We start from the raw sequence: 21,797 nt of genomic DNA on the forward strand, positions 1-21,797 counted from the left end.
GATGGTGGCTCCAACGTGGGCTGGCGTTTTCGTTTATCTCTTTCTCTGCAGTCTTCCCAGGTTGGCAACCCTGAGGAATATGGTACGTCGTCTTTTTCTGTTTGCGTTGGCTACGGTGGCCACAGAGCTTCTGGCGCTGCGGGAAAGCCATGCCCAACTGAAAGACACCGTGCAGCTGGCACCTGTCACTGTCTCTGCCCAGCGGTACACCCGCTACGCCGCGGGTGCCAGGGTGCAGACGACAGACTCCCTCCTGCTGCAACGGCGGCCGGGCCTCACGCTCGCTGATATGCTCCAGCAGCGCAGCCCCTTGTACCTTAGAAGTTACGGCAACGGCATGACGGCCACCGTAGCGTTCAGGGGTACCTCGTCCAGCCACACGGCTGTGCTCTGGAACGGCTTCACCATTGCGCTGCCCACCCTGGGCATGTCAGATTTTGCCTTGTTACCCCCTTCAATCAATACGCAGGTGAGCCTTCAGCACGGACCAAGCGGTGCCTTACACGGCAGCGGGGCCGTGGGAGGAGCTGTTCTTCTGGACAACCCGGTATCATTTGCCCCCCAGCAGCAGATACAGGTACAACAGGAATTGGGCAGTTTCGGGCATCAACGGACCGCTGCGGGCGGATCTTTCTCCAACGGCCGTTTAGCCCTCACCTCCTCTTTCACCCGCACCGCCGGCGACAATGATTTCCGGTTTAGAAACACCACCGCCTTCGGGTCGCCGTGGGAAACGCAGCAGAACGCCGCCTTCGCGCAAACCAGCCTGGCGCAGGAACTACACTACAAACTGGCCCCTGAACAGCGGCTCACCGTGAGGGGCTGGTACGTGAAGACGCATCGGCAGATACAGCCTTCAATGGGCAGCGCCAACACCCACGCCCAGCAGGACGATGAGAACCTGCGCCTCATGGGCGAGTGGCAGGGCCAGTTAGCCGGCGGCACCACCACCGTCCGGACCGCCTTCTTCAACGATGTGCTCAATTATAAAGATGACGGGGTTCTTTCCCTCTCCAAAGTGAACACCTACCAGAGCCAGGTAGAGCACGAACGGGCCTTGCTGCCCAACCTGCTGCTGCAAGTGGGCGGAGAAGGCCAGTTGTTCAAAGCCGATGTGGGCGGCTACGGCGGGAAAGTACAGGAACAAAGATTCTCGGTTTACGGCTGGCTGCGCTATGACCCGTTGCCCATGCTGCAGTTGAGCCTCAACGTTCGCCAAGCCTGGGTACAGGGCTTCAATCCGCCGATTACGCCCACACTGGGCGCCAACCTCCAAATCCTGGAACAGGGTGGCAATACAATAACGGCCAAAGCCAATGTCTCGCGCAGCTACCGGGTGCCCACGCTCAATGACCGTTTCTGGCGCCCTGGCGGAAATCCGGCCTTGAAACCCGAGAGCGGCTGGGGCTACGAGGGCGGCCTGGTGCACCAGCATAAAAGCGGCCCCTTAACGGGCACCACAGAACTGACCGGCTATGCGCTACAGGTGAAAGACTGGATCCAGTGGCAGCCCTCCGCCACCGGCGGCTACTCTGAACCGGTGAACCTGCAACGGGTAAAAGGCAACGGCGCCGAACTGGACAGCAGGTGGCAGTACAGACTGGATGAAAATCGGTCCCTATCCGCTGGGCTGGCCTACGCCTACACCATTTCTGAGCAGAAACTCCCCGATGAACGGGCGCAGCTACAGAGCCGGCAGCTGTTTTATGTGCCCAAGCACAAGGTGGCTACCTGGGCCGAGGTCCGCTACCGCAGCTGGTGGCTTTCTTCTGATGCTACGTTCACCGGCCGCCGCTTCACAGACAATGACAACAACAACTGGCTGCCGGCCTATGCGCTGGTGAACATCGGGCTGGGGAAAACCTTTACCTGGCGTTCCTTTGAGACCCAGCTTATGGCTCAGGTGCAGAACCTTTCCAACACCGTGTACCAGACCATGGCGTACCGGGCCATGCCGCCGCGCAATTACAGAGTATCCCTGGCCCTGAGATGGGCCACCCAACCATAATTCACATTTTTACTCTTTTACCAACTCTATGAAAGTTAATACCCTTAAGAAGTACTTCCTGTATGTATTGCTGGGCAGCAGCAGCCTACTCACCACCTCCTGCGACTCAGATTCTGAAGACTCTACTCCCAAAGGCGCCTACGAGCACGGTGTCTTCATTCTGAACGAAGGCCAGTTTGGCACTCCTACCGCTGAGGTAAGCTTCCTCTCTCCAGAGACCAAAACCCTGATCCCCGACCTGTTCAACAAGGTGAATAATCGCCCTTTGGGCGATGCCGCGCAGTCTATTACCTTCATAGGGGATAAAGCTTACATTGCGGTGAACAACAGCGAAAAGATTGAAGTGGCAGACGCTTATTCCTTTGCCTCCACCGGCGTGATCAACGGCCTGAAAATCCCGAGATACATGGCAGCCCTTAACAACAACAAAGCCTACGTGACCGAGTATGTAGGCTACGCTTTCTCTGGCTACACAGGCACCGGTCGGGTTTCTGTCCTGGACCTCACCACTAACAGCGTGACCAAGACCATCAACGTGGGCCTGTTGCCTGAGGGAGTGTTGATGTACAACGACAAACTGTACGTAGCCAACAGCGGCGGCAATACCATCTCGGTGATCAATACCACCACCGACGCCGTGGAAAGCACCATCCTGGTGGGCGAATCTCCTAAGCACCTGGTGCTGGATGCGAACAACAAGATCTGGGTTCTGCGGGGCGGCTATGGCACACCGGGCGCATTGGTGAAGATTGATCCGGCCAACAACAACGCCATTACCTCCTACGGCTTCCCGCTGGGCACCAGCGGACCAGGCTACCTGACCATCAACGGCGCTAAAAACACGCTGTACTTCACCTACAACGGCAGTGTGTACACCATGGCCACCACTGCAACTTCCGCACCTACCACCGCGCTCATCCACCGCGATGCGTATGGTTTGGGCATTGATCCGCAATCTAACACCCTGTACCTGGGCCTGGGAGGCTATACTTCCAACGGCTGGGTAGTGCGTTACCAACCAACCGGCACGGCTATTGACTCTTTCCAGGTGAGAATCCTGCCTAACGGTTTCTCCTTCAGATAAGCGGTTTCAAGGCCGTTTTCTGTAAAACGGTCATATAACAGAGAGCCGCCAGCTTCTATTGAGGCTGGCGGCTCTCTGTTTATAGGGGCTAGAAATCCTTACTTGCGTTTAGAGCCGGTTTTCTGGGAAATGGGCCAAAAACAGAAAAGCCTGCCTTTTTGAGGGCAGGCTTTCCGGGAGGTATGTCTTTTAATTATTGTCTCGGTCTTGCTTCTGCTCAGCTGCGCCGCCTACACCCTGGTTGCTTACCCCGGAGTTGCGCTCTCTTACCTTGTCTTCCTGCTGGTCGTAGATTTTCTGATTGGTAGAGTCGGTGGCGTTGGTGTTCACGGGATCCTGGGTCTCATCAGACACGCCGGGCGCGTTGTTTTCAGTAGGGCTTTTGTCTTTGAAGTCACTTTCTTCCACGTTCACCTGGCCTTCGCTGGTGCCGGTGCTGCAGGAGGTGGTGCCCAAAAGTAATGCGCCTCCCAACAGAAAGGCACAGGAAACTTGTTTTATAGAAACGATTCGCTTTTTCATAGGTCTGGTTCAATAGGTGACGTTTTCCGGGCTCGGCTAAAAACCTTCAGGCCCACACTTGAGGATAGTACGCGCATGACTGTATTTGAGTTAGCCCGCGGGCGCCTTTCCGGTATTATTTGCCATCGGGCCCGGTCTGGCTAATCTTAACTAATCCGTCTCCGTACAACAGTACACGCCAGGGTATCCTGGCAGAATCATTTGTTTAAGTTTCACCTCAAATAAAGGAGAAAGAACCATGACCAAAGGAAAAGGCGATAATAGCCCTAAGCAGCATAGACGAGACCAGGACAGAAGCTGGCGCGATATCAACAGCCAGGATGACCAGCTCAACAACAGTAACCGCCATAACAACAACCCGCCGTACGAAGGCTCTCCGGAAACCCGGTCTAACCCCAACACGCCGGGCAGCGGAAACCAGAAATCCAGCAACAATGACCAGGGAGGCATGAACACCGGTGCCGGCGTGAGCGGACAGCCTAACAATGAGCATAACCACAACCGCGACCAGGGCACCAACGATCCTAAATTCCAGGATGGTCCGGTAGCCGGCGGTGCCGATAACACCCGCGGCGAGAACGTACCTTCTAGAGAAGGCCACGGCGGCGGCGCCAAGAAAGGCAAGTTTGACCCAGAGCAACACTCACCGCAGGGATCCAACTCCAACCCATCAGACACCCGCGGTTCAGACTCCTCAGACAAGGAGTTCATGAACAACCAGCCAAACGCCAGTACCCTCAAAGGCCACAAAGACAAAGAAGGCCTGGGCAACGAGAAAGAGTAATCCTTCTCTTGATTTCATGACACAAGAAGGGGCAGCAGGCGTTTCAAGCCTGTTTTCCGCAAAAGACCCGGGAAAACGCCCCGGGTCTTTTGTTTTAGGCATCTGGGGAAGTTACGTTTGGGCAGAAAACCAGCTTTGCCGTATCTTAGCGGAAGCATCTGCCTGGGCAGGCTCCAACCATTTTTTTCTAGCGTACCATGGCCAAAGAGGTAAAAAGACATCCGTTCCAGCGTGACTGGCGCCGCGACCTGCTCATTGTCGCGCTCATCAGTATGCTGCTGGCCATGACGCTGCTGCTGTACGCCTTCGGGCTCACCAGCGATTTTATCTACCGGCTGTTCAACGCGTTCCTGGGTATTTTCATCATGGTGGCCGGCACCGCCTTTGTGATTGTGCCCGGCGTGAACTGGGTTTTCATGCGCTTATCCGGAAAACTGCCTAAAAACGCCCCCAAGTCTCCTAAGTCTGCCGCGCCCCGGCCAGCGGCCCCTAAAAAGAACGTGCCCAAAGCCAATTGGCCGGAAGACTGAAGGAGTCCTGAGTTCTGAGTCTTGGGTTCTGAGTTGTGGCAGGTGGATTACACTCTTTTAGCGTTTTCTATGTTACCAGGGAGAAACATTAGCACATCAGCACATTTTCTAATTAGCACATTACCTTAGCACCATGGAACACCACCTGTATATCAAAAACATGGTTTGCCCGCGCTGCATTGCCACCGTGACGGAGGTTTTGCAACAGCAGGGTTTGGCGGTGCAGGAAGTGAAATTGGGCGAGGCCGTGGTAACCAGTGACCAGGAACCAGACGCAGCCGCTATTTCTCCGGCTTTAGAGGCCCACGGTTTTGAACTGCTGCAGGAGAAAGACGAACAACTCACCGATCTCATCAAAACCACCCTGCTGGAGTACCAGCGCCACCTAGAGGAAGAATACCAGCCTATCACCACCTCGGTGTATTTGGCGGAGAAACTGGGCATGTCTTACCAGCACCTGAGCAAGGTTTTCTCCCAACAAACCGGCACCACCATTGAGAAATACCTTATCCGGCTCAAGATTGAGCGCGTGAAAGAACTCATCTCCTACGGCGAGCTGACCCTGAGTGAGATTGCCTTCAGGTTGCAGTACAGCAGCGTGCAGCACCTTTCCAACCAGTTCAAGAAAGTCACCGGCATCTCCGTGACAGACTACAAGAAGAACCCCACCATTGCCCGCACCCCGCTGGACAACCTGTCTTAGACAGGAATCACTTAAAACTCACCATCTAATTTTATAAGAACCGCCCGCCCAAGTGGGCGTACTAATACTATGCCCGGCCGGGCCGGAAAGAAACAAATCATTTTCTGCCCGACCGGCGAAATAGCGTGTGCATGTGAATGAATGTTGTACCCCTTAACCCAACCCTATGCACAATTCCCCAATAAGACATGTATTAGACGCACTCTATGAGTGTATCCTGGCCTGTGAGCACTGTGCCACCTCTTGCCTGCAGGAAGAAAACGTTAAAATGATGGCGCGCTGTATCCAGACCGACCGTGACTGCGCCGATGTCTGCCGCCTGACTTTGACGCTTTTGGCCCGGGGCTCGGCGCACGGCAAGCACCTCTTGCGCGAGTGTATTGAGGTCTGCGAAATCTGCGCCACCGAGTGCTCCAAACATGACCATGCCCACTGCCAGCAATGCGCCGAAGCCTGCCGCCGCTGCGCCGAGGCCTGCAGGTCGGTGACGGTTTAAACCAGGGAAAGCCCCAAGAGTAGAGCAGCCGGTATTCCCGGCTGTTTCTTTTTAATCCCCTATGAGTTTGCTCTGCATATTAGGCTCGTTTTTAGAAAATCGGGCTTGAAACTATCTCTTCTCCTGTTATTTACCGGGCACTTGGCAACCTCATTGGCTGGAGTTCTTGCGCTCTGAAGACGGCAGTTACTACCCAATTTTGTAACTCTGGGGCCTTAAAATGTAATAGGGCGATTTTCCATTTGGCTTTTCTTTGCCTCTCATGCCAGCTTCTCCTGCCGGCTACGTATGAAAGAAAATCAAACGCACTTTGCCCCTATGGCACATTCACATTCCCACGGACACGCACACTCCCACGCGCACCAGCATGGTCATAGCCTGCCTGCTTCCGGTCACCTGAACAAGGCTTTCCTTCTAGGCATCGGGTTGAACATCCTGTATGTGGTGGTAGAGGCCGGGGCCGGTTGGTGGTACAACTCCCTGGCGCTCCTCACCGATGCCGGCCATAACTTCACCGATGTCATTAGTCTGCTGCTGGCTTTCTTGGCCCTGAAAATGGCCCAGCGCAAACCCACTGATCGGTTTACCTACGGCTACGGCAAAAGCACCACGCTGGTATCTTTGCTCAACGCCATGTTGCTGCTCCTGGCAGTGGGCGCCATCGGGTGGGAGGCCATCAATCGGCTGGGCACCGCGCCAGCCCTCAACGGAACGGCCATCTCGCTCATCTCGGGCGTAGGTATCATCATCAACGCGGGTACTGCGCTGCTTTTCTTCCGTGACAAAGACCATGACATCAACGTGAAGGGCGCCTACCTGCACATGGCCGCCGATGCCTTGGTGAGCCTTGGCGTGGTGGTAGCCGGACTGGTCATGTACTACGCGGGCTGGTACTGGGTAGATGCCGTCATGAGCCTGGTCATTGTGGCCGTGATTGTCTGGGGAACCTGGGGGCTGCTGGTAGAATCGCTTCGGCTCACCCTGGACGCCGTGCCGCACGGCATTGACTTAGCCGCCATCAGGACCTATCTGCAGGAGGTGCCCGGCGTGGCCGAGGTCCATGACCTGCACGTCTGGGCCATGAGCAGCACCGAGAACTCCCTCACTGCCCACCTGGTAGTGGAAGACGGCTACACTGATATCCAGTTAACCCAGATCAGGGCCGGCCTGCGCGATCATTTCCACATTCCGCATGTGACGCTGCAGGTAGAGCGCGGCGCCGAGGGCCACGCCTGCACAGAGGCCGGCGTGTACCACTAAGCAAAGGACCTAGGTATGGAGACAGGCAGATCCCAATTGATTTAAGGCTCTTTTCTCAAAAGCAAGGCAAAAACCCCAACCCCATTCTTTTTCAATCGCGTATAGAAGAGGAGACCAAACCTCAAGCCTATGCGTACCGAGTATAAACCGGCCATTGATGCGTTGTTGGCCTGCATCGCGGCCTGCGACCATTGCGCCACCGCCTGCCTGCAGGAAGAAGAAGTCAAGAAAATGGCGCGTTGTATCCACCTGGACCTGGACTGCTCCGCTTACTGCAGCCTCACCGCCTCGTTTCTCTCCAAGGGGTCTGAGCACGCCCGGCTGGTGCTGCGACAGTGCGTGGAGATTTGCGAAGCCTGCGCCGTGGAATGCGAGCGCCACGCCCACGATCATTGCCAGGCCTGCGCCGCTGCCTGCCGACGATGCATTGAAGTTTGCCAGGAACTGATTCCTAAGTCAGACGCAGTGGCTGATCTGCTTTACGCCTCAGCGCCATAATATGCCTGTATAAGTTTTCGGCCTGTTTTCACCAAATGGGCCCCAAAACGAAGAAGCTCCCTTCTCTGCCTTAAGAGGGGAGCTTCTTCGTTTATACCACGCTGTAGGGGCAATCCCTTTTGATTGCCCCTACAGCGTGGGAACTGAAAGGCAACCACAAGGAATTGCCCCTACAGTTCCCACGCTGGCGCGAGCCTCCGGCTCGTGTCCGCACGCATTCCTGACACTCTTCCCCGGTATGCACCTTCGCTACTGAAAGCCGAAATCTTGCACCTCTTCCATATAATTGTGTAAGACCTCGGGATTGCCCAGTTTCTAGCTTTGCCTCTCCACACAGATGAAAAGTGATGCAGAAAACTTGGCAAAAGCAGGAAATCTACGAAGTTCTGGTGATCGGGACTGGTCAGGCGGGCCTGGCATTTGGCTTTTACCTGCAACAGCAAAAAAAGACCTTCCTGCTACTGGACGCCTCCTCCAGAGTGGGCGACTCCTGGCGGAACCGCTATGATTCCCTGCGCCTGTTCACCCCTGCCCCCTACTGCAACTTGCCCGGCTGGCCGCTGGATCTACCCAAAGACCATTACCCCACCAAAGACGAGATCGCCGGTTACCTGGAACAGTACGCCCAACGTTTTCAATTGCCTTTGGCTTTAGAACATAAGGTAGTAGCCTTAACCAAAACGAATGGTATTTTCCAGGTACAAACCCAAAAGCAATTGTTTCAGGCCAGGCAAGTGGTAGTCGCTACCGGACCGTTCCAAACGCCATCCGTACCCAACTACGGCACAAACCCTGCTGATAGTGTTCTGCAACTGCACAGCTCCCAGTACCGCAACCCGGCGCAAATTCCTGCCGGAAAAGTAATGGTAGTGGGAGCCGGTAACTCTGGGGCGCAGCTTGCCGTGGAACTAGCCCAAACGCACGAGGTGCACCTGTCCGTGAAAAGGCCGCCGCAGTTTTCCTCCCTTCAATTGCTGGGCAGAAGTGTTTTCTGGTGGGCTACCAAGACCGGAGCCATCTACGCGCCGGCCACTTCCTTCCTCGGGAACAAGATGCTAAAGCAAGCCGATGTGATCTATGGCCGTGAGTTAGAAATGCTGCTACAAAAAGGAGAGGTTCAACTCCGCCCGGAGATCAGAGCATTTGACCAGGAGCAAGTCATTTTTCAGGATGGTACCCAAACTTCCTTCACCAGTATTCTTTGGGCAACGGGTTTCAGACCAGATTACAATTGGCTACAGATCCCCGGGGCAATAGCGGAAAACGGTGCTCCTGTGCACCAGAACGGAATCAGTCCATTAGCGGGATTATTTTACCTGGGCCTTTCCTGGCAACGGAGCCGAGGCTCTGCCCTGCTATTAGGCGCGGGCAGAGATGCCCAGTTCATCGCGCAACAGTTAAGCTGAAACCATTATCTCCTGCACTTTCTTCCAACGGAACCATGAATGAACGTCAACCTACTCCACCCAGGAGGGGAGTATCAGATAAAGTAGACCTGTCACTACACGCAAAAGCAGCTGAAAAAAATAATTACTCTTAAAAGGGTCAGGGTTGGGTTTCTCACAAGCTATGATTCCTGTTTTCGACCTACTTTCCAGTAAATCTGCCAAAAACAGCCATTCCTTAAAATTATGTAACTCCGGATATACAAAGCTGTAACGACCCCGCCTCTTGCCAGCCGTATCTTTGTCATAGAAATTGAAACTGACGTTAAACCTTACCGATATGGCAACCCTTACAAGTGAAAAAACCAAGCCTGCCATAAGGAACACCTTCCCTATAGATGGCATGAGCTGTGCCGCCTGCGCCGTGAGCGTGGAGTCCATGCTGCAGGCCCAGCCTGGCGTGCAAAGTGCCGCGGTGAACTACGCAAATAAAACCGCGCTGGTGGAATACGCCCCCGGCACCGATCTGCATTTGTTGCAGAGAGCCATCCAGGACATTGGCTATGATTTGTTGCTGGAGAAAGAGGAAGCCACCCAGGAAGCCCAACAGGCCCGCGAAGAGGAAGCCTACCGCCGCATCAAAACCAAAACCATTTGGGCTGCGGCCTTGTCATTGCCGGTGGCGGTCATTGGCATGTTCTTCCACCATATGCCCTACGGCAACTGGATCATGCTGGCCTTCACCCTGCCGGTGGTGTTCTGGTTCGGGCGCAATTTCTATGTGAACGCGTTCAAGCTGGCCCGCCACGGCAAAGCCAACATGGACACGCTGGTGGCGTTGAGTACCGGCATCGCGTTTCTGTTCAGTGCCTTCAACACCATTTATCCTGAGTTCTTCCTGTCCCGCGGGCTGGAGCCGCACGTGTACTATGAGGCCGCCACGGTCATCATCGCCTTTATTCTGCTAGGGAAACTGCTGGAGGAAAGAGCCAAATCCCGCACCTCAGGGGCTATCAAGAAGCTGATGGGCTTGCAGCCGAAATCGGTGAAGGCGCTGCGCAACGGACAGGAAGTGGAACTGCCCATTGAACAAGTGCTGGTAGGCGATGTGTTGCTCATCCGGCCCGGCGAGAAGATTCCGGTGGATGGCCGGGTGGTGAGCGGTTCCTCGTTCCTGGACGAGAGCATGATCAGCGGCGAGCCCATTCCGGTGGAGAAAGCCGCCGGAGACCAGGTGTTCACGGGCACCATCAACCAGAAGGGCAGTCTGCAGATCTCGGCGGAGAAAGTAGGCGCCGAGACGCTTTTGGCCCAGATCATCAAAATGGTGCAGGAAGCGCAGGGTTCCAAAGCGCCCGTGCAGAAACTCACCGACAAGGTGGCCGGCATCTTCGTGCCCATCGTCATCGGAATTGCGCTGCTCAGCTTCGCGGCCTGGTACTTAATGGGCGGCGACAACAACGTGACGCACGCGCTGCTGGCTTTGATCACGGTGCTCATTATCGCCTGTCCGTGTGCGTTGGGGCTGGCCACGCCAACTGCCATCATGGTGGGCGTGGGACGTGGCGCCGAGAACGGAATCCTAATCAAAGACGCCGAGAGCCTGGAGACCGCCCATAAACTCACCGCCGTGGTGCTGGACAAAACCGGCACCATCACCAAAGGCAAACCCGAAGTTACCGAGCTCATCTGGACTGCTCCCCAGGAAGCCCAGAACGAGTTGGCTTCGGTGCTGCTGACGTTGGAAAATCAATCGGAGCACCCGCTGGCCGAGGCGGTTTCCAAATACCTCACGGAGCAAGGCGTGCAAGCCGCGACCTTGGAGCAGTTCGCTAGCGTGACCGGCCGGGGCGTACAGGCGCAGGACCAGGGACAGACGTTCTGGCTGGGCAACGAGAAACTGATGCAGGAGAACGGCCTCCGTTTCTCGGTCGATTTGGAGAAAACAGCCCAGAAACTGAAATCCGAGGCCAAGACGGTGGTGTTCGCGGGTACGCAGGGTCAGGTCGTCACGCTCATCGCAATTGCCGATGCCATCAAAGAGACATCAGCGCAGGCCATCCGGGAAATGCAGCACCTGGGCCTGAACGTCTACATGCTCACCGGTGACAACGCCCAAACCGCCGCTGCCGTAGCCCAGCAGGTAGGTCTGCAACACTTCAAAGCCGAGGTGATGCCCCAGGACAAAGCCGATTTCATCCAGGAACTGCAACGCCAGGGCCAGGTGGTGGGCATGGTGGGCGACGGCATCAACGACTCCCAGGCGCTGGCCCTTGCCGATGTAGGCATCGCCATGGGCCGCGGCACCGACATCGCCATGGACGTGGCCAAAATCACGCTTATGCACTCAGACCTGCGGGCCATTCCTAACGCCATCAAACTGAGCAAAGCCACCGTACGCACCATCCACCAAAACCTGTTCTGGGCGTTCATTTACAACTTGATCGGGATACCGGTGGCGGCGGGTTTGCTCTACCCTATCTGGGGCTTCCTGCTGGACCCCATGCTGGCGGGAGCGGTCATGGCTCTGAGCTCGGTTTCTGTGGTTACCAACAGTTTGCGCCTCCGGACGTTAACTTTGAAGTAATTGTTGATTGTTAAATGCCGATTGTTTTGACTTGATTCCTGAATCTTCATTCATAATTCCTAATTTTTAATTACCGCTATGTCGACTCTTAAATTCAAAACCAATATTAAGTGTGGCGGCTGCATTAGCGCCGTGACTCCTGCTTTAGACAGCACTTCTGGTATCCAGAACTGGGCTGTTGACACCGCCAATTCAGACAAAATCCTGACTGTGGAAGGTGATGTTACCCCAGAGAAAGTGATTCAGGCAGTAACCAAGGCGGGTTATACTGCCACCCCGGTGCAGGCCTAACTTCCTGCTAGGCTTGACAAAAAGGCCACCTGAAAGATTAGGTGGCCTTTTTGTTTCTGGGGCTGGCTACTTCCTTGTTCTTTTCCTTGGGAATGCAGTTTTACAAAGCGGAATTCAGGTTTGAAGCGTGTCAGCTTTAGGCTTCTTTTTCAGAAATCGGCTCTAAAACAGGGAGGCATTGTTTGCCCAAACAGATAAGTAGTCAGATTTATGAATAAGTTTGCGGGCACATCGTTTACAGGTAAACTCCCCCATAGGCATGGCAAAATATCTTCTGTTAGGGTTCTTCCTCTTTTTAGGGTTCACCAGTACTTGCCAGGCCCAGACCGGAGATTCGCTCAAAACCCAGACGGGCACACACCGGTACCTGCTGCTATCTAAAACCGGAACCCTGATGCGGTTCAGAATCTACCCCGGCGAGACGATCACCTTTAAGCGGTTCAAGGACGAAGGCCTGCGCACCCAGACTGTATTGGATATCAGGGGGAATTCTTTCTATGTGGAGGGGCTTGAAGTTCCGCTGAAAGACGTGGAAAAAATCAGACTCCGGAACCATACCGGCGGCCGGAAAGTAGCCAACTTTGCCGGGCTGTTCCTCAAGACCGCGGGCACCATCTTCACCCTGGTAGGCGCCATCAATACCCTCACCAACCTCAATGACAAAGCTGACCGGCAGGATGGTTTACAGACCATGGGTACCGCTGTGGTTCTATACGCTGCCGGAGAAGGTCTGCACGTCCTAAGAAAAGGCACTTATACTATTAATGAAAAATGGACCCTGAAAGTCATGGAGATGTATTAACCTCTCCTTTCTTCCAGGGTCCATTCTCTGTTTTTGTTAGGCTTTCCTAAAAACAGCCTCTAAATAGAACTGATCCTTCCTTACCAAGCCATATTCAAGTAGTAATTACCAGTCACGCATATCGTCCCCCTTTGAAGGGGGTAGGGGGATGATTACTCGTGCAGGTCACGCATTCCCAAAATGTAGGGGCAATCCCTTGTGGTTGCCCTTGCACGGTAGTAAGAGATGGACGGTTCTTCAAGCGTCTTTGTCATCCCCCTACCCCTTCAAAGGGGGACGGAATGCGTGTACTTTTAAATTGTGCTGTCTACTTAAGAACTGCAGGAGAGCATGGAGCAGCCGGCTTTCTGGCTGGCCCAGTCGGGGCGTTTGGCGAAAAGCTCGTCGTGGTGGCGGGAGTACGGGTCTTTCATGGCTTCCTGCAGTTTCAGGAATAGCTTGTTCTCGCCGCGTTCCAGTTCTTCTATGGCCTGGTGCAGAAGGTAGTTCCTCAGGATGATTCTGGGGTTGGCTTTCCGCATGCGTTCCTTAACTTCTTCACGGATGCCTGAATTGGCTTTAAGGCGGGTGGCGTAATCCTGCATCAGGGTGAATAGCGTGGCGCGCTCGCCTGCTTCAATTTCCCGGTAGAAGCTATCTTCGAAATGCGCGGTCACCTCGGCCTCGGTGCCTACCTGCTCCGGCAGGTCCATGAGCAACTGGAAGAAGATGGTCATATCCAGGTTGAGGGTGTAGAGGGTATCGGTGAAGCGGGTGATGAGCTCCTGGTCACCTTCCGTTACCCCGTCCAGGCCAAGTTTGTTAGCCATCATGGTGTAGTACTTCTCGTGGAAGATATCGCTGTAGGTTTCCAGCACAGCCACCAGTTCCTCGGTACCAGATAATAAAGGCGCGATGGCGCTGGCCAGGCAACCCAGGTTCCAGTAGCCAATGGACGCCTGTTTCCCGAAGGCGTAGCGGCGGCCCGGCAAATCGGTGGTGTTGGGGGTAAAATCGGGGTCGTAATCGTCCAGGAAAGAGTACGGACCGTAGTCAATGGTGAGGCCCAGGATAGACATGTTGTCGGTGTTCATGACGCCGTGCACAAAGCCTACGCGCATCCACTCCACCATGAGCGCAGCCGTTTTCTCCACGATTTCCTTAAACCAGGCCAGAATCCGGCCCTCTCCCTGCAAATGCGGATAGTAGCGGTCAATGGTCCAGTCTACCAGTTTTTGGAGGTTCTCGTTCTCTCTTCTGGCGGCCGGCATCTCAAAGCTCCCGAAGCGCAGGAAACTAGGGGCTACCCGCATCACAATGGCACCGGGCTCAAAAGCAGGGTTGCCGTTGTAGAACATATCACGCAGGACCTGGTCGCCGGTAGACACCAGGCTCAGGGCGCGGGTAGTGGGCACACCCAAATAGTGCATAGCCTCGCTCATGAGGTATTCCCGCACCGAGGACCGCAATACGGCCCGTCCATCGGCCCGGCGGGAATAGGGCGTGAGGCCTGCGCCTTTCAGCTGCAGTTCCCAGGATTTGCCGTCCGGCGCCAACCACTCGCCCAGCGTAATAGCCCGACCGTCGCCCAACTGCCCGGCCCAATTCCCGAACTGGTGTCCGGCGTAGCAGGCAGCGTACGGGTACATAGAAGGCGCCACGTGGTTTCCGCCCAGAATGTCGATGTCCTTCTGATCAGTGGGTTTCTCAATGCCCAGTTCCTGCGCCAGTTCTTCAGACCAGGCCAGTAACTCCACTTTCCTGACCGGGGTGGGCAAGGCTTTGCTGTACAGGACGCCCGGTGTCTGGCGCGGTTTCACGTTGCCGCTGTCATCACCGTCAAAGGCTTGGACAAACTCATTTTTATATTCTTTTTCGCTTAAAGACTGCATACGTTTCTGGATATAAGTGCGCTTCCGGCTAGTTGTCCTTCATTTCACAAAAGATACCAGCAGAGCTTTCTTTTAACAGAAATAAAGAGAAAGTAGTTGAGTTTAGCCCTCAATCTTTTTCAAAGAACGGGTTTCTATCAGAAGATCCTATCCCTACCTTATTGCGGCTCTGGTTTACCAGATGATACTCTCTTCACCAGAAGCATCCCCGCCTTACAAACACAGGCAAATTCGTCCTCAGGCATCTATTGATGGGCTTGTATCCAATTGGCTTCGGCAAAAACATGGTGTTGCGGCAAATACCTACGTTAATCTTTCCTATCTTTAAATCCATTACTTACCTTATTTACAATATTTTAACTATAACCGGTTTAGAATATTACTTTGTTTACACCAGGTACTTATTGGCAGAAGGGAGGCTTATTATGACTTACTGTTTAGGAATAAAAGTGAAAGAGGGGCTGGTTGCCATAGCAGACACCAGAATTACCGCGGGCTCTGATACCACAGAGAAAAAGAAAATTTACATTCAGCAACACGGGCAGCATTCGCTCTTCATCATGACCAGCGGCCTCAGGTCGGTGCGGGACAAAGCGGTGCTCTACTTCCAGGAGCTCATGGAAAGCGGGCCCGGGCACAACAAGCTGTACAAAGCGGTCAATGACTTTGGGGCGCAGGTAAAACGGGCAGCCAAAGAAGACAAAGAAGAGCTGGAACAGGCGGGCCTCAGGTTTAACCTGCATACCATCATTGGCGGGCAGCTGAAGGATGACGATGAGCACAAACTCTTCTTGCTCTACCCAGAGGGCAATTGGGTAGAACTGGGCCAGGGCGCCCCGTTTGTGGTGATTGGCAACTCCGGCCACGGCAAAGCCATCCTGAACCGCACCCTAACCGATGATTCTTCTATGCAACTGGCCCTGAAAACCGGTTTTTTATCATTTGATTCCACCCGCGTCAGCGCCAATGACGTAGACTTTCCCATTGATGTCGTGCTCTACCGTTCCAACAGTTTTGAGATGGTAGAACACCGGTACACCAAAAAAGACCTGGAAAGTATCTCTGAACAATGGGCCTCTGAACTGAAATCTGCCTTGAACAAAATTCCGGACACCTGGATGGAGGCTGCTTTCAACAAGATTCCCGTGCCTACTGAAGACCACCTATGAAATTAGCGGTAACTGTCAAGATGAAGTATGACATCATTTCTTCTTCCTCCGTCATCTTGAGCATTTTACCCTTCAAATCTGAAACGCAAACTGTATGGGAGGAGGTCTTTGAGGCAGTACCCGGCGTAACCATGCAGGAAGTGCTCGCGGCGGCCGGCGAAAAGCGCATGAAAATCCTTGAGGTGCCAGACGCCGGCACGGTCACGTTTGCCTTCTCTGCCAAGGTGGAGAATGAGATAAAAACCATCGCTGCCGAACAGCTGGCAGATGTGGCCATCCCGATGATGCCTGCCTCGGTGCTGCGGTACCTGCACCCCAGCCGGTATTGCCAGTCAGACCGCCTGTACAAGTTTGCGCACCATAAATTCGGGCACATTTACCACGGCTTTAACAAGGTCATGGCCGTGCGCGACTGGATTCATGAAAACGTGGAATATAGCGGTGGCTACACTACGCCGCATACCTCGGCCTTTGATACCATCACCGAACAAGTGGGCGTCTGCCGTGATTTCGCGCACCTGGGAGTGGCCCTGTGCCGCGCCCTCACCATTCCGGCCCGGTATGTGACCGCGTATTCTTACAGACTGCAGCCCCAGGACTTCCACGCCTGTTTTGAGGCCTACCTGGGCGGTCACTGGGTTCTCTTGGACGCTACTAAAATGGCACCCCTCAACGGAATGGTGAAGATAGCCTCCGGCGCCGATGCCACCGAGACCGCTTTCGCCAGCACTTTCGGCAACCTCCAGTTCCAGGACCATGAAGTAAGCGTCACCCTGCTGGATTCTGATTTTGAAGCCGTAGACAGTGATAGCACCTCACAAGGCTACTCGTTTTCCTAAAGGCCAGCGTTTTAATGAGTGTTTTGTTTGAAGGGCGTTTTCCTGAAATCAGGCTAAAACCAAAGTTAAACTGATTTAAGCCTGATTTCAGGAAATCGATCAGGAATCAGGTGCTCTAGTTTCTTAGACCTTCCCCAGCAACTCTCATCTTATTTATTTTTCCTGGATACCCACGGCATCAGCTTCCAGACTTCCATCAAGGTCACGGCGCCAAAGGCCAGACCGGCGGCTTTCTGCCATTCTTCCCACCCGAAATCCGCGGGAATGGAGAAGATAGGCCGAAGCGCCGGCAGCACCGTAAGCCCGTACAGCCCGAAGCAGAGCAGCACGGCCCCCCACAGGTATTTGTTCTGGAAGAACCCGGCCCCGAAGGCGGTTTGGGTGTTAGAACGGGCCGCAAAGGTCTGCAGGGTCCGGGCCAGGATCAAGGTGGTAAAGGCCATGGCCACGCTCATCTCCAGCGATTGCTGCAAGCCCAGCCACTGCGAGACAATCACCGCCGTACCAATCAGCAGGCCCCGCATGAGCACCGAGCGCAGGGTATCGCCAGCGAAAATGCCTTCGTTGATGTCCCGGGGTTTGCGCTGCATCACATTAGGTTCCGGCTTTTCCACCCCTAGCGCGATGGCGGGCAAAGAGTCATTGAGCAGGTTGATGAACAGCAACTGAATGGGCGTGAATGGGTTGATCCAGTCCAGGGCCAAAGCAAACAGAATGGCGATGATGGCGCCCAGGTTCCCGGCGAACAGGTAAGCAATGGCTTTCTTGATGTTGTCAAACACGGTCCGTCCCACGGCCACGGCACTCACAATGGACACGAAGTTGTCATCCGTAAGGATCATGGCGGAAGCGTCTTTGGCCACATCGGTGCCGCTGCCCATGGCAATGCCAATGTCGGCTTGTTTCAGGGCGGGGGCATCGTTCACGCCGTCGCCGGTCATGGCCGTGATCTTTCCTTTGCGCTGCCAGGCGCGCACAATCCTGATCTTGTTTTCCGGCGACACGCGGGCGTACACGGCAATGTGCTCCAGTTTCTGGTCCAGTTCCTCTTCAGAAAGGGCATCAAGTTCCTGGCCGGTCAAAGCGATATCGTCCTCGTCCATTAACCCGATGTCCCTCCCGATGGCCTGCGCGGTGGTCTTGTGGTCGCCGGTGATCATGACCGTGCGGATGCCGGCGCGTTTGGCTTCCTCAATGGAAGAGTACACGGCCTCGCGCGGCGGATCAATCATGGCTTTCATGCCCACCAGCACCAGGTCGTTTTCGTCTTCAAAGGAAATGGAGGCGCCATTAGAAAGCGGTTTGTAGGCGAAGGCCAGCACGCGGAGCGCCCGGTTAGAGAAGTTCTCGTTCTGCTCCCTCACCTCTTCTTGGAGTTCCGGGGTGAAGGGCTGCTCCTCGCCGTCAATGAGCACGCGGGAACAGCGGGAGAACACCACATCGGGGCCGCCTTTGGTCAGCATCAGCCGTTGCCCTTCAATAGTGTGCACGGTAGACATGAGTTTGCGGTCAGAGTCAAAGGGCAACTCGTCTTCGCGCCCGAACTCCTCCCGCAATTGCTGGTAAGGCTGGTTTTTCTTGTTGCTGAACGCGATGAGGGCCACCTCGGTGGGATCGCCCAGTTCGGCGCCGTCTTCGTTGATCTGGGCATCGTTGGAGAGCACGGCCACCTGCATGAGCCGGCGTTCCTCAGCTGTCCACCGCGAGGGGTCATCGGGAAATTCGTCTTCTGATTTGCCGGGCACATAATAGTCTACCACCGTCATTTTGTTCTGGGTGAGCGTGCCCGTTTTATCGGTGCAGATGACGCTGGTGGAGCCCAGGGTTTCCACGGCGGGCAGCTTGCGGATGATGGCGTGGCGCCGGGCCATTTTGTTCGTGCCTACCGCCAGCACAATGGTCACGATGGAGGAAAGCGCCTCGGGGATGGCGGCCACTGCCACGGCTACGGCAAACATGAAGGCTTTGAGCAAGGCTCCGGTGGTGTCCTGGGCCGCGGTACCAGTCCAAACGCGGAAGGCCTCCACCCCGAAGATGACGATACACAGCGCCAGAATGACCCAACCCAATTTTTTGCTGAAATCGGCGAGTTTGCGCTGTAGCGGGGTTTGCTTTGACTCGGCGGTGGCCAGCAGATCAGCTATTTTCCCAATCTCGGTTTTGGTGGCAGTAGCGGTGACCACAAACGCGCCCCGGCCGTAGACCACCAGCGCGCCGCTGTACACCATGTTTTTGCGGTCGCCCAGGGCAACTTCCTCCGGAATGGGGTTCACGTGCTTCTCCACCGGCAAGGACTCGCCGGTGAGCATGCCTTCATCGGTGCGCAGGGAGCCGCTCTCCAGCAAGCGCCCGTCAGCGGAGACGTAATCGCCGGCCTCCAGCACTACCAGATCGCCGGGCACCAGTTCGCGGGCCGGAATGGTGTTGGTGACGCCTTCGCGCAGCACCTTGGCCGAGGGGGCCGACATCTGGCGCAGAGCATCCAGGGCGCCCTCGGCTTTCTTGGTCTGTACCACACTCACAATGGCGTTGAGCACCAGCACGGCAAAGATGATGACCGCTTCTATAACTTCGCCCAGGACCAACTGCACGGCGGCGGCAAACAGCAGCACAATCACCATGGGGTCTTTGAAAGTCTCCAGCAGCAGTTTCAGGACAGAGTCTTTCTCGGCCTCTTTGAGTTCATTGTAGCCGTGGGTCTGGAGCCGGGTCTGGGCCTCGGCGGCGGTGAGTCCCTGGGGAGAAGATTGAAGTTCCCGCAAAATCTCCTCTGTGGGGCGTTGGTAGAAATCCATGGAAACTGGGTTTGGTTTGAAGTAAAAAGCAGAAGTCCCTGTCTGCTTACCCGGTACTACGGAAAAAAACGACAAGCCTCCGCTTTCTGATCACTATTCTACCCTGGATTGTACCTGGTTCTGAGCCGATTTGCCAAAAACAGCCCTAAAACGAATCAACCCAACAGGGCTTCCATACCGGCCTCGGCGCGGGACGCCACAAACTCCACTATCCTCAGTTCTACCAGATCCTGGTACACGAACGGGTCTTCCTGCATGAATTCCTCTACCTGGCCTTTGCTGTCTGCCTTGCAGAAAATGAGACCGCCGTCGCGGGGTACCTTTCGGCCCGAGGCCAGGAACAAGCCACTGGCGAAGCCCTTCTCCACGAAGGCCATGTGCTCTGGCAGGAACGGCTCTATCTCTGAAAAAGGTGCTTTGTAGGTGAGTTCAATCAGGAACATAGGATTAAAAAAATTAGACGCCGGTAAAACTACAGCATCTTTCGGCTACTTCTTGTTTCCAGGTCGTTTTCCAGAAATGGGCCTGGAAACAGCACTTCAGGATTCAAGCCAGGCAAGGCGCCATCTCAAAACCAGCTTGTCTACAGGGCTGCCGCCAGCATGGTCTCGCCAAATAAAAGCAGGCTGGCCAGGGAAGCCGCTTGTTGCCTTATCTCGCGCAGGGCCGTGGACTCATACAACATTCCTTTCAGCGGGGGGCCTATGGCAAACAGGTTCTCCACGGGCAAACCGGCGGCATTGAGCACATTCCCCTCCTTTGTAGCCGTGATGCCCATTTTTAACTCATCTGCCTGTATCAAACCTTGTTCCAGCAGTTGTTGAATCAGCGGGTGCTGGCTTTTGGTGTAATCACAGAGCGGACCGGTACAGTTGATGACCATGGCTACCTCCAGCGTTTGGGTATCGGTGCTTTGCCTTTTCCTGATCTCTGCTTGGGCCATTTCCCCGTTGGCGTGGAGGTCTACCAGGGAGGCGGCCTTGACCTCTAATTGCCCTTTCTCCTGTAGCTGCCGGAGCATGTGAGAAGAGGAAAGCGGCATCCGGTGCCGATGGATTTCCCAATAGGGTTTTACATGACGCAGAAACTGTTTTTTCTCCTGGAGGGAAAAATTCTGCCAGATACCGGAGAGAGAATCCCGCAGGGCATCTACCACGCTGTGCCAGGAGTATCCCTTTTGGGCGGCTATGCTGATTTCTTTTCTGAGCAGGCGCATCGCTTTCAAAGGGGAAAGAGGATTCTGTAGACGCACCGGAGCCACAGGGTAAGGCACCGTGTCTACCTGATGGGCCTGCGGAAGCAAGCCATGCCGAGACACCACGTATATCTTGCCCTGGTGCCCTTTCTTAACCAGGCTGCCCAGCAGATCTACCATGGTCAGACTGGAGCCCAGCAGCAATAAAGGGGCCTGAAGCGGCAGTTCATTCAAAATTTCCGGAGACCAGGCCGAGGCTTTGTACAGAGAGCTTTTGTAGAAAGCTTTGTTGGGAATGGGAATTTCCACGGGCGGCAGGTTGCCCAGGGCCAGCACCACTTTCTGCACCGACAACCAACTTCCGGTATTGAGGGACACCACAAAGGAAGGGCCACTGGTTCTTCTCTCCAAAGAGATCACCTCCTGGTTTACCCGCACCAACTTCACTCCCTCGTAGGCATTGGCTTCCGCGGAGGCCAGGCAATCTTCCACGTAGTCGCCGAAAATACACCGCTGGATAAAAGCATCTGGGGTCACTGGCGAAGGCAACTGACCCGCATAGTCAGTTTGGTGTTCCCGGAGCCAATCCACAAAATGGTCGGGCATTTCCGGGAACAAGGTCATGCGGGACGCCGGCACATTCAGGGGCTGGAAAGGCAGACTGCTGCTGTAGGCCACTCCCCGATGCAGTTTCCGGGCCTCTTTTTCCAGCAAATACACCGTGGTGGCTTTTCGGGCTGCCTTCAACAGGTGAATGGCCGTCAGGGTCCCACTTAATCCTCCTCCAACAATGGCGATGCTTGTATGCTCCATAGGTCTTATATAAGCTGTAAAGAGAACGCGATGGGGGTTATGTGCCGAAACTTTGCCAAAGGAGTTGGCGGAAGAAATGCCGTTCAGCGAGTCCGTACTTATACGAAAGTTGCCGCAGGTGGTTAGGTGGTTACGGTACATTCATTACCTAACCACCGAGATGCT

The 21,797-nt window shown here is 54.9% G+C and carries 19 protein-coding genes; 14 read left to right on the forward strand and 5 right to left on the reverse strand.

The genetic code is table 11. The features are described from left to right. Positions 1-79: 79 nt before the first annotated feature. Positions 80-2,008, forward strand: a complete 1,929-nt coding sequence (locus J3P34_RS04545; RefSeq protein WP_210486597.1) for a TonB-dependent receptor plug domain-containing protein — start codon at positions 80-82, stop codon at positions 2,006-2,008. A gap of 28 nt (positions 2,009-2,036) precedes the next feature. Then, positions 2,037-3,092 carry a YncE family protein gene (locus J3P34_RS04550; protein WP_210486599.1) on the forward strand — a complete coding sequence of 352 codons (1,056 nt, stop codon included), beginning with the start codon at positions 2,037-2,039 and terminating at the stop codon, positions 3,090-3,092. Between the two features lie 189 nt (positions 3,093-3,281). On the opposite strand, the gene J3P34_RS04555 is transcribed toward J3P34_RS04550, so the two are convergent. Next, positions 3,282-3,614 carry a hypothetical protein gene (locus J3P34_RS04555; RefSeq protein ID WP_210466592.1) on the reverse strand — a complete coding sequence of 111 codons (333 nt, stop codon included), beginning with the start codon at positions 3,612-3,614 and terminating at the stop codon, positions 3,282-3,284. Between the two features lie 238 nt (positions 3,615-3,852). Here J3P34_RS04555 and J3P34_RS22075 point away from each other — a divergent pair, with 238 nt between their 5' ends. The 10 genes from J3P34_RS22075 to J3P34_RS04605 all read left to right on the forward strand — a co-directional run bounded on the left by J3P34_RS22075 (position 3,853) and on the right by J3P34_RS04605 (position 12,950). After that, a complete protein-coding gene (locus J3P34_RS22075; protein WP_246853530.1) occupies positions 3,853-4,398 on the forward strand; it encodes a hypothetical protein in 546 nt (181 codons plus the stop codon). A 197-nt stretch (positions 4,399-4,595) separates the two neighbouring features. Continuing rightward, positions 4,596-4,928, forward strand: coding sequence for a hypothetical protein (locus J3P34_RS04565; protein ID WP_210486601.1), 333 nt, complete (start codon positions 4,596-4,598; stop codon positions 4,926-4,928). A 133-nt stretch (positions 4,929-5,061) separates the two neighbouring features. Continuing rightward, positions 5,062-5,631 (forward strand): AraC family transcriptional regulator, encoded by a 570-nt coding sequence (locus tag J3P34_RS04570; protein WP_210486603.1) that lies wholly within the window; start codon positions 5,062-5,064, stop codon positions 5,629-5,631. A 166-nt stretch (positions 5,632-5,797) separates the two neighbouring features. After that, a complete protein-coding gene (locus J3P34_RS04575; protein ID WP_210466595.1) occupies positions 5,798-6,127 on the forward strand; it encodes a four-helix bundle copper-binding protein in 330 nt (109 codons plus the stop codon). Between the two features lie 318 nt (positions 6,128-6,445). After that, positions 6,446-7,387 carry a cation diffusion facilitator family transporter gene (locus J3P34_RS04580; protein WP_210486605.1) on the forward strand — a complete coding sequence of 314 codons (942 nt, stop codon included), beginning with the start codon at positions 6,446-6,448 and terminating at the stop codon, positions 7,385-7,387. 129 nt (positions 7,388-7,516) lie between these two features. Further along, positions 7,517-7,885 (forward strand): four-helix bundle copper-binding protein, encoded by a 369-nt coding sequence (locus tag J3P34_RS04585; protein ID WP_210486606.1) that lies wholly within the window; start codon positions 7,517-7,519, stop codon positions 7,883-7,885. A 347-nt stretch (positions 7,886-8,232) separates the two neighbouring features. Continuing rightward, entirely contained in the window at positions 8,233-9,291 is a 1,059-nt protein-coding gene (locus J3P34_RS04590) for a flavin-containing monooxygenase (RefSeq protein ID WP_210486608.1), read from the forward strand. Positions 9,292-9,610: 319 nt separating this feature from the next. Continuing rightward, complete coding sequence (locus tag J3P34_RS04595; protein WP_210486610.1) at positions 9,611-11,857, forward strand: heavy metal translocating P-type ATPase; 2,247 nt, start codon at positions 9,611-9,613, stop codon at positions 11,855-11,857. A gap of 78 nt (positions 11,858-11,935) precedes the next feature. Continuing rightward, entirely contained in the window at positions 11,936-12,148 is a 213-nt protein-coding gene (locus J3P34_RS04600; protein WP_210486612.1) for a heavy-metal-associated domain-containing protein, read from the forward strand. A gap of 259 nt (positions 12,149-12,407) precedes the next feature. Then, the gene (locus tag J3P34_RS04605) at positions 12,408-12,950 is read left to right on the forward strand and encodes a hypothetical protein (protein WP_210486614.1); all 543 of its coding nucleotides are present in this window, start codon (positions 12,408-12,410) and stop codon (positions 12,948-12,950) included. Positions 12,951-13,261: 311 nt separating this feature from the next. Here the strand turns inward: J3P34_RS04605 and J3P34_RS04610 are convergent, their stop codons facing one another. Beyond that, complete coding sequence (locus tag J3P34_RS04610) at positions 13,262-14,821, reverse strand: protein adenylyltransferase SelO (protein ID WP_210486617.1); 1,560 nt, start codon at positions 14,819-14,821, stop codon at positions 13,262-13,264. A 425-nt stretch (positions 14,822-15,246) separates the two neighbouring features. On the opposite strand from J3P34_RS04610, the gene J3P34_RS04615 reads away from it, so the two are divergent. Then, the gene (locus J3P34_RS04615) at positions 15,247-15,990 is read left to right on the forward strand and encodes a proteasome-type protease (RefSeq protein ID WP_210486619.1); all 744 of its coding nucleotides are present in this window, start codon (positions 15,247-15,249) and stop codon (positions 15,988-15,990) included. Next, entirely contained in the window at positions 15,987-16,829 is an 843-nt protein-coding gene (locus J3P34_RS04620; RefSeq protein WP_210486621.1) for a transglutaminase-like domain-containing protein, read from the forward strand. The genes J3P34_RS04615 and J3P34_RS04620 overlap by 4 nt, the downstream gene beginning before the upstream one ends. A gap of 149 nt (positions 16,830-16,978) precedes the next feature. Here the strand turns inward: J3P34_RS04620 and J3P34_RS04625 are convergent, their stop codons facing one another. The 3 genes from J3P34_RS04625 to J3P34_RS04635 form a co-directional block, all read right to left on the reverse strand. Further along, a complete protein-coding gene (locus J3P34_RS04625) occupies positions 16,979-19,624 on the reverse strand; it encodes a cation-translocating P-type ATPase (protein WP_210486623.1) in 2,646 nt (881 codons plus the stop codon). A gap of 155 nt (positions 19,625-19,779) precedes the next feature. Beyond that, positions 19,780-20,067 (reverse strand): YciI family protein, encoded by a 288-nt coding sequence (locus J3P34_RS04630; protein WP_210486625.1) that lies wholly within the window; start codon positions 20,065-20,067, stop codon positions 19,780-19,782. 140 nt (positions 20,068-20,207) lie between these two features. Further along, on the reverse strand, positions 20,208-21,632 hold the full coding sequence (locus tag J3P34_RS04635) for an FAD/NAD(P)-binding protein (protein WP_210486627.1): 1,425 nt from the start codon (positions 21,630-21,632) through the stop codon (positions 20,208-20,210). Between the last annotated feature and the right edge of the window lie 165 nt (positions 21,633-21,797).

The sequence above is a fragment of the Rufibacter aurantiacus genome (genome assembly GCF_017916345.1).
GTDB lineage: Bacteria > Bacteroidota > Bacteroidia > Cytophagales > Hymenobacteraceae > Nibribacter > Nibribacter roseolus.